This window comes from Massilimicrobiota sp. SW1139, assembly GCF_012027715.1.
Lineage (GTDB): Bacteria > Bacillota_I > Bacilli_A > Erysipelotrichales > Coprobacillaceae > Allocoprobacillus > Allocoprobacillus merdigallinarum.
This window is the reverse complement of the sequence record NZ_SJOR01000016.1, coordinates 39,573-48,304: the sequence shown is the minus strand read 5'-3', so window position 1 is coordinate 48,304 and position 8,732 is coordinate 39,573. Positions and strand designations below refer to the sequence as shown.

The following is an 8,732-nucleotide window of genomic DNA, read 5'->3' as shown; positions in this document are numbered from 1 at the left end:
TTTATTATAAAAGAAACAAGACTTTGAAACAAGCCCAAACATTCACACAATCTTCTTATTGTCATATGTCCTGAAATTTGTTAGAATATGAACATTAGGAGGCATCAAACATGAATTTTATAAAGAAGTTTGCAAAAGAAATTAGTGTCTTTGGATTAGTACTTTTGATATTCTTAGGACTCTTTATATATCGTCAGGCAACATTTAAAGATTATAAGACAGTATCAGAAAGTCGATTAACTCAAATGATAGAAGATAAAAAAGATTTTGTCGTTGTATTAGGAGATTCAACTGATTCTACAATGGTCAGTTATCAAGACATCATGACGACATATACAACCAAAAATCGTTCTACACCTTTTTATTATCTAGATACATCTGAAGTTGATAATATTGACAGTTATGTAGAAAAAACATTTGATACAAATGTAACTTATCCAGCAACTCTTATTATTAAAGATGGAAAGATGACTGCCAAAAAAGAAGGATACAATCAATATTATTCTTTATATGATTTCGTTAAAGAAAATTTCGAATAAAAAATAAACAATATTATAAAATGAAGTTGACACTATTTTAACCAGAAGTGATATTCTCTTCTGGTTTTTATTATTGTATTCTCACTGACCATGACAATGACAAACTTGAGATATGACTTTTTACCTTTTATTTTTCATACAAAAATATTTTGTCTCTTATCTCATATATAGAAAAAAGAGAAGCATATTTATATACTCCTCAAAAATCATCATATTCTTAACTCCATCATATTTTTCAATGGAATTTTTATTTTTTATAAATTCTTTCGACACGTTCACTCACTAAACACACAATTTCATATGGGATTGTTGACAATTCCTTAGCCATACGAGCCAGTGTTATATGTTCACCAAAAATTTCCACACGATCATGTAAATGAACATTCTGATCGACCTTAACCATCATTTGATCCATACAAACTCTACCAACAATTGGATAATAATGTCCCTCTATATAAACTTCTCTACCCTGATTCGCGCGAATCAATCCATCGGCATATCCAATAGGTAATGTGGCTATATACTCATCTTCTAAAGCTGTATATGTGAGTCCATAGCCAATGCGTTCACCCTTCTTAACCTGTTTTATCATTGAAACACGTGTATATAAAGACATCACCTGTTTGAGTGCTTGACATTCTTCACCAGATGGATCAACGCCATACATAGCTATACCAATACGTGCCAAATTAGAGCGGTCATCTTGATGATACATCATAGCAGCTGAATTTTGGCAATGGATATATCGAAAAGAATGTTGACCAATAATATCATAAAACATCTGAATTTGCTGTTCATAAGCATCATTTTGCATCTCATCATCAGCAGTTGCAAAATGCGTAAAAACACCATCAACCTGAAATATAGAATTTTGACAACAAGCCAAAATGTCCTCAAATTCTGCTTTTGATTTCAAACCAATACGATTCATTCCAGTATCTATTTTAATATGAACTTTCACAGGTTTATGATGATGATAAAGCTTTTGAATTTCAGCCATATATTCCTTTGAAAATAGCGATAAAGTAATATCATAATGAATAACCAAATCCAAATCTTCAATAGGAATAGCACCTAAAACAAGTATATCCTGTTGAATCCCAATCTTTCTTAAATCAATAGCTTCTTTCAGTGTTGCAACACCAAACATTGAAATATGTGGATTATCCTTTAAAATATTGGCAACCTGCTGATAACCGTGTCCATAAGCGTTAGCCTTAATGATGGCCATAAGCGGTTTACGTACTTTTTGATATAATGTTTCAACATTATCCTGTAAATAATCTAGACGAATGCAGGCATAGGTATCACGATAATGTATCACATTTTCACCCCTTTTCATTGTTTTAGTATAATCCATCATACTCTTTTTTTCAAGAAAAAATAGGGTTTTCCCCTATTTCACTTGTGATGATTGCATACTTGATAAAACAGCGAGTTTTTCTTGTGATGTTAAATCATTAGAATAAAGAGAACAAACAACCCCTGATGAAATATATGTCATTTGCTGATCATTTTCAAAAGCTACTCCATCAATCATATCTATCATATTGCCATCAATACTTTCAATTTGTAAATCATCATTTTCTTTTGATGTTTTTTCAACGATAGTAAATGATTTTTCACCAGTAAATTTTAAAATATGATTAATTTCATCATCAATTGTAGATACTTTTTCATTTTCTAGTGTTGATCCCATTAAAGAGACTGGATAAAGTGGTAATGATGCTGCCACACTATCTGTGTATTCTGTTTTTGTTTCTTTAATGATATTGTTTTGTAAAAAGCTATCTTTTTTCATATCCTGATTCATTTCAAAAGATGTGACTTCAACTTTAATAACTTCTGTTCCATCCTGATCAAACACACTAATATATACTGGTTTTAAAGATTTATCAAACTTCACTTCCTGACTTTTAACACGTTCATCATTTTCATAAGTCATTTCACCTTGAACCAGATACCCATCTTTGACTTTTTCAGATTTATTATCTTTTAAAAATGATACAAGTGATTGATAGATGTATGGTTTAGGTGAATTATGAGGCCATTCGCTTTGAAATTGAAAAGCCTGATTCAGTGATGGCGTTAAGACAAACACACCTTCATCATTTCTAACAATCACTTGTGATTGATTTAATGATTTATCGTAAAGCTCAACTTTATAATAATCTTTTTTATCAATACGTGCAAAAGTTGATGTGACCTGATAAGATTTTAATTCATCATTCTCTAACATCTCCATATTTCCTACAAGTTGATAACTTTGACATTGATTTGCTTCTTCAATCAAATCATTAAGTGATGTAGATTTCAAAAAAAACCAGCTTACACCTATAACAATCACAACAATCACACTCACTGCAATAGCAATGATTTTTTTATTCATGATTATTCCTCCTCATCACATCTTATGATTTGTCAATGTTTTTATGAATAAAGATATGAGGTTTGGTTATAATATCATTAGGAGGATAGAAAAAATGAATATGATACAGAAAATTGCTTTAGTTTTTACCATTATTGGTGCAATCAACTGGGGACTCATTGGCCTCTTTAATTTTAATCTTGTAGAAGCTGTTTTTGGCGATGCGCTTTTAAGTGCCATTATCTATATGATTGTAGGAATTGCTGGTATTATTAATATTATGTTGTTATTTACTGATTTAGATCGATAAAGAAAAGACAAAACGTTTGAAGTATAACTTCTAGACGTTCTGTCTTTTTTATATGATGATTTTTTTAAAAATCACTTATTTGACCAGTCTTTAAAGCAATTCTTTTTCTATTTTTAACAAGAGCTAACATAGGTAAATCTGAAGTAGAATCAGAATAACCAATAGAGTTTTCAAAATCAATTTCAATATTCTGTGATTTTAAACATTCAAGAATACGTGGTACTTTTCCTTCACCTTTACAATTTTTACCAATAACTGTGCTTGTTGGTTGACCATTTTTTGTGAGTGTTCGAGTTCCTATTAAATAATCAGCAGGTAACTGATGATATTTCATATAAACTTCACAAGAAGCTGTACAGACAATCACAATATAGCCTTGTTGATGCTCTTTTTCCATTTGTTCGATCATATGTGGATAATAGCTTGGAACAACTTCATTTTCATAAAATGTTTTTAATTGTGAATTATTCATATGATCAAGTGGAAACAATAAAGCAGATTTGGCTTTTTCAAAACTACTGATATGTAATAAATATAAAAAGTAATAAAATGCGACTTTAAAAAAATAGAAAAAATGTACAGGATGCTTCTTTAAATCATATTTCAATAAACGAACGATTGTATCTCCTGAAGCAATTGTATTATCAAAATCATATAAAGCAACTTTCTTTAACATTAAGCAATCTCCAAAGCTATTTCCATCATTGTCGTAAATGTCTGTTCTCTTTCTTGAGCAGTTGTTTCTTCCTGAGTCACTAAAGAGTCAGAAACAGTAAGTAATGTCAATGCTTTTTTACCAAGATAAGCCGCTGTTGCAAATAAAGCATAAGATTCCATTTCGACACCTAAGCAGCCCATAGATGCCCATTTTTTCCCTGAATTCTGATCAGCATGATAAAAAATATCAGATGCAATGACATTTCCAACATGATAGCTGGCACCTTTCAATTTGGCCTGTTCTACAGCTTTTTCTAATAAATCATATGAACTAATCGCAGAATAAGTACCTGGCAATTCAAACTGATGAGCAAAATTACTATCTGTACAAGACCCTTGTACAATAATAATATCTCTTAAATGAACATCTTTTTGTAAAGAACCGCAAGATCCAATACGAATAATAGCTTCTACATCATATTGCGTAAACAATTCATGTGAATATATTCCTATAGATGGTTGTCCCATTCCAGAACCCATAATAGAAACTTTTTTACCATGATAAAATCCTGTATATCCAAACATATTTCTTACAGCATTAAATTGATGTACATCTTCTAAATAATGTTCTGCTAAAAATTTAGCGCGCAACGGATCTCCTGGCATTAAAACAGTTTTCGCAATTTCTCCTTTTTGTGCTTGGTTATGTGGTGTTGACATTTTTCATCATCCTCCTTCGTGAAATGTCTGACCTTCTTTAAAAAAATATATTTCATGATTATCAACTGATAATTCTTCTCCAGCAATAGCCTGACGAACCATTTCTAAAAATTCCTGATCTTCGCCCATCTGATAACCTACCCATGCAAAATAGCCATCTAATACAATAAAAGGCACACTACCTGAGTTATCATTCACAACATAATCTTCTAATAAATGACAGGTCTTGGCATAAGATTCGATTGATGATTCCTCATCAATATCCAGCTGGATAATATCCATATGGCTACCATATTCTTCTTCCAGATCAGGAATGACAACTTGAATAAACGAACGACAATGTGGACATGTTTTCGCATAATAAACATATAAATAATATTGTGGTCGATTTTGACAACCACTCAAAAAAAGCAATAAAACAAGAAATAACTTTTTCAATTATTCTTGTTGATAAAGAAAACGTAGTCCACTTAATTCATCACTTAACGCTTTATCATTTATAGCGTTATCAATATCTTTGACTAAATATTCTTCATCACCAGAAGTATAGCCAACTTTCGCAAAATAACCATCTAAGGCATACATTGGCCCCATCCCATAAAGCGATTGGTCAAACTGATCAAGCTGTGTAATGACATCTTCATAAACAGCCTGTGTCGCTTCATCATCAAGATCATATTGTTGAATTGTTAATGAATCTCCAAATGTTTCTTGTAAATATGGAATAGCATCATCCTGGAAAGATTGACATTCTGAACATGTTTCAATATAAAAATAGAGCAATGTCGCTGGTTGAATTAATGTTATTTTATTGATGGGTTGTTGACTTGATTGACACCCCATTAATAACATCATTGATAATATAAATAATATTTTCTTTTTCATTCTTTTCTCCTTTTACATGTATTATAAACTATCTTATCCAAATTGTATACTCACACATTTAAAATCTTTTTTAATTTTGTTGCAAAAAAATAATTTTAATAATATAATATATTTAAGGAGGAGGATATAAATGAACTTTGAATGGTCAACAAATGATATAGCCACAATGACTGTTACCATTTATGAAACAAATTTAACTTTAAACAAAGCAGCCTGTGTTCATTTTGAAGACGTGAATTATGTTCTTTTAGGGATAGATAGAACCGCTAGACAAATTGGAATCAAACCTGTTACCAAACAGGAAATAGATGAAAATATTTACCCAAAGAGTCAATTACATCGTATTTCACTAGGAAAAAGCTATGGAAGAATTTCTAACAAATCATTTGTATTAGACCTCAGTGTGGAATTTGATCTAGATTTTTCAAAACAGCAATGTTATAAGTACAAGGCTACATATGATATTGTTCATTCTATTATGATTGTTCAACTATAAGAGAAAGGGGAAATGATTATGTCAATTACTCTTGTATGGACTATTATTCTTGTCATTGCGGTCATTGTCGAAGCCATTACAATTGACTTGGTCAGTATCTGGTTTGGGATTGGAGCCATCGCTGCATTAATCTGTCATTTCTTTGGTGTTGGAGAAGTTTTGCAAATTGTTATTTTTGCGATTGTTTCCATTGTCTGTATTGTTGCCTCAAGACCACTGGCTAAAAAATACTTACGTGGAAATACTGTCAAAACAAACCTTGATCGTATGATTGGAAAACATTGTTTAGTTACTGAAACAATTACTGCTGATCAAAAAGGTGAAGTCAAAGTCATGGGAAACTTATGGTCAGCAACAAGCCTTAATAATGAAACAATTCAAATTGGCGATTATGCTGAAGTTATTTCAATTGAAGGTTCACATGTTGTCGTAAAAAAAATAAACAAAGGAGATGATACTTCATGTTAGATGGAATCTTTAGATATTTATGGATTATTTTATTAGTTGTATTAGTTGTTGTCATTATCGCAAAAACAATTCGTATTATTCCTCAATCTTATGCATATGTTGTAGAAAGAATCGGAGCTTATAATCGTACATGTACAGTTGGGTTGCATATTATGATTCCTTTGCTTGACAGAATCGCAAATAAAGTTTCTTTAAAAGAACAAGTATTAGATTTTGCTCCTCAGCCTGTGATTACAAAAGATAATGTCACAATGCAAATTGACACTGTTGTTTATTTTCAAATCACAGATCCAAAATTATTTACTTATGGTGTTGTCAGACCATTGAATGCTATTGAAACCTTAACTGCCACAACACTTCGTAATATTATTGGTGATCTTGAACTTGACGAAACATTAACATCTAGAGATATTATCAACTCAAGAATGCGTTCTATTCTTGATGAAGCTACAGATCCTTGGGGAATTAAAATTCATCGTGTTGAAGTTAAAAACATTATTCCTCCACGTGATATTCAAGAAGCTATGGAAAAACAAATGCGTGCAGAACGTGAAAGACGTGAAGCCATCTTACAGGCTGAAGGTAAAAAAACTGCTGCTATTTTAACTGCTGAAGGTAAAAAAGAATCTATGATTCTTGAAGCCACTGCAGAAAAAGAAGCACAGATTGCTCGTGCTGAAGGTGAAGCTGAGGCATTAAGACTTGTTTATGAAGCTCAAGCTAAAGGTATCGAATATATCAATAGTTCTCAACCTCAACAAGCTTATATTACATTAGAAGGATTTAAAGCATTAGAAAACCTTGCTAAAGGAGAATCAACAAAAATCATTATTCCAACTGATTTACAAGGTATGGCTGGTGCTGTAACATCTATTGCCGAAATAGTTAAAGATCCAAAAAACAAACAATAAACAAAAAAAACAAAGCATGTCAGTCATAACTGATATGCTTTATTTTTTCTTTTGAAAGATAAAACTTACACCAACATCATGATTCTTTGCAGTCACAGAATACTGGAACATAGAAGCAATCTTACTAACAATAGAAAGTCCTAAACCAAATTGCCCTTTCACTCCTTTAACATATGGATCGAACAAATATGGTAAAGTGGCTTCATCAATATTTTCACCATCATTATATATTTCCAGATAATCTTCCTTAAGCGTAATTTTAATAACAGATTTTGCATAGCGTGAAGCATTTTCAATAATATTTTCTATAGCCACTCGCCAATGTTCCTCATCACCATCAAATTGTACATTTTCTAACTCTGTTTCTAAATGTAAATCTGGCTTCATGAAATCCATCTGCAAAACAATTTTTTCAATTAAATCTTGAATAGCAAAAGATCCTATTTCATTATCTTCACCCTGCAAATAATCCAAACGATTTAAATATAAAAATGATTTGACTTTATGTTCTAAACGATCAGCATTTTCCAAAATAATATCTATAGAACTGTCTTTATCTCCATAAGGATAGACATCATCTTTAATACTTTGTGCATAAGTTTGAATAAGAGCGATAGGTGTTTTTAAATCATGAGAAATATTGTGAATCATTTCTTCTTTAATACTTTCCTGTTTATCTAGATCTTCTTTCATTTCGACCAAGGCCTTAGAAACAATTCCAATCTCATCTTCACGATTCATAATCAAATCACTATCTTTTCTATCTTTAATATTATCAATATAATTTTTTATCTTTTTCAAAGGATTGATTAATGTTAAAACCCATAGAATCATCACTAATGCAAAAATAATAAAGAAACCATATTGAATATAAATAATCTGATTACGTAATGAAGTAATCAAGGAAACAGAGTATTCACTATCCACAAGTGAAATCAAATATTTTGAAGTATTATTGATTTTCGTAATCATATAATAGTATGTTCTTTCATCATACTCTCCTTTATTCTTTAAAACTTCCTGATCTGTATTGACAATTTTGGCTAAATCATCTTTAAAGAGATAAGAGTATAAATCATAAACAACCTGAACACTCCCTATATTTGATTGAACAAAAGAATTATTGGACGTTTCATAAATAATATGATAGACCTCTTTTTCCTGTTTATAGGGCATAATATTATTATATATGATAGAATACTGAGAAATTGTTAAACGTTCATACATCTGCTTATCAACAATTGAAGTCACATTATAATCAACAATAGGCATTAATACAGCAACCAATAATAATCCAACAAAACATAAAACAACAATCAACTGTTGAACCAACGATAATTTTTTTAAAAAAGATAATTTTGATTTTATTTTTTCCATA

The 8,732-nt window shown here is 30.7% G+C and carries 12 protein-coding genes; 5 read left to right on the top strand and 7 right to left on the bottom strand.

Going from position 1 to position 8,732, the window contains the following annotated elements; all coding sequences use genetic code 11:
- The first annotated feature begins 110 nt into the window (after positions 1 to 110).
- Entirely contained in the window at positions 111 to 539 is a 429-nt protein-coding gene (locus E0K96_RS09150; RefSeq protein ID WP_168082689.1) for a hypothetical protein, read from the top strand.
- Between the two features lie 247 nt (positions 540 to 786).
- On the opposite strand, the gene alr is transcribed toward E0K96_RS09150, so the two are convergent.
- Together alr and E0K96_RS09140 are read right to left on the bottom strand one after the other, a co-directional pair.
- On the bottom strand, positions 787 to 1,899 hold the full coding sequence (gene alr / locus E0K96_RS09145; protein ID WP_240924488.1) for an alanine racemase: 1,113 nt from the start codon (positions 1,897 to 1,899) through the stop codon (positions 787 to 789).
- A gap of 36 nt (positions 1,900 to 1,935) precedes the next feature.
- Positions 1,936 to 2,928 (bottom strand): LolA family protein, encoded by a 993-nt coding sequence (locus tag E0K96_RS09140; protein WP_168082687.1) that lies wholly within the window; start codon positions 2,926 to 2,928, stop codon positions 1,936 to 1,938.
- A gap of 94 nt (positions 2,929 to 3,022) precedes the next feature.
- On the opposite strand from E0K96_RS09140, the gene E0K96_RS09135 reads away from it, so the two are divergent.
- Positions 3,023 to 3,217 (top strand): DUF378 domain-containing protein, encoded by a 195-nt coding sequence (locus E0K96_RS09135; protein ID WP_087242987.1) that lies wholly within the window; start codon positions 3,023 to 3,025, stop codon positions 3,215 to 3,217.
- 64 nt (positions 3,218 to 3,281) lie between these two features.
- Here E0K96_RS09135 and E0K96_RS09130 read toward each other — a convergent pair whose 3' ends face one another.
- Genes E0K96_RS09130 through E0K96_RS09115 form a run of 4 tightly spaced genes read right to left on the bottom strand, consistent with a single transcriptional unit; the run spans position 3,282 to position 5,479 of the window.
- Entirely contained in the window at positions 3,282 to 3,893 is a 612-nt protein-coding gene (locus E0K96_RS09130) for an HAD family hydrolase (RefSeq protein ID WP_087242988.1), read from the bottom strand.
- Positions 3,893 to 4,594, bottom strand: coding sequence for a purine-nucleoside phosphorylase (gene deoD, locus E0K96_RS09125; RefSeq protein ID WP_168082685.1), 702 nt, complete (start codon positions 4,592 to 4,594; stop codon positions 3,893 to 3,895). The genes E0K96_RS09130 and deoD overlap by 1 nt, the downstream gene beginning before the upstream one ends.
- Positions 4,595 to 4,600: 6 nt before the next feature.
- Positions 4,601 to 5,032 carry a YbbN family protein gene (locus E0K96_RS09120; RefSeq protein ID WP_168082683.1) on the bottom strand — a complete coding sequence of 144 codons (432 nt, stop codon included), beginning with the start codon at positions 5,030 to 5,032 and terminating at the stop codon, positions 4,601 to 4,603.
- Positions 5,033 to 5,479 carry a hypothetical protein gene (locus E0K96_RS09115; protein ID WP_087242994.1) on the bottom strand — a complete coding sequence of 149 codons (447 nt, stop codon included), beginning with the start codon at positions 5,477 to 5,479 and terminating at the stop codon, positions 5,033 to 5,035. It abuts the gene before it with no gap.
- A 130-nt stretch (positions 5,480 to 5,609) separates the two neighbouring features.
- Here E0K96_RS09115 and E0K96_RS09110 point away from each other — a divergent pair, with 130 nt between their 5' ends.
- Genes E0K96_RS09110 through E0K96_RS09100 form a run of 3 tightly spaced genes read left to right on the top strand, consistent with a single transcriptional unit; the run spans position 5,610 to position 7,354 of the window.
- Complete coding sequence (locus E0K96_RS09110; RefSeq protein ID WP_087242996.1) at positions 5,610 to 5,975, top strand: hypothetical protein; 366 nt, start codon at positions 5,610 to 5,612, stop codon at positions 5,973 to 5,975.
- An 18-nt stretch (positions 5,976 to 5,993) separates the two neighbouring features.
- On the top strand, positions 5,994 to 6,443 hold the full coding sequence (locus E0K96_RS09105; protein ID WP_087242998.1) for an NfeD family protein: 450 nt from the start codon (positions 5,994 to 5,996) through the stop codon (positions 6,441 to 6,443).
- Entirely contained in the window at positions 6,437 to 7,354 is a 918-nt protein-coding gene (locus E0K96_RS09100) for an SPFH domain-containing protein (RefSeq protein WP_087297101.1), read from the top strand. Before E0K96_RS09105 ends, E0K96_RS09100 begins: the two co-directional genes overlap by 7 nt.
- Positions 7,355 to 7,393: 39 nt before the next feature.
- On the opposite strand, the gene E0K96_RS09095 is transcribed toward E0K96_RS09100, so the two are convergent.
- Positions 7,394 to 8,731: a HAMP domain-containing sensor histidine kinase gene (locus E0K96_RS09095; protein ID WP_168082681.1), complete on the bottom strand. Its 1,338-nt coding sequence runs from the start codon at positions 8,729 to 8,731 to the stop codon at positions 7,394 to 7,396.
- Between the last annotated feature and the right edge of the window lies 1 nt (position 8,732).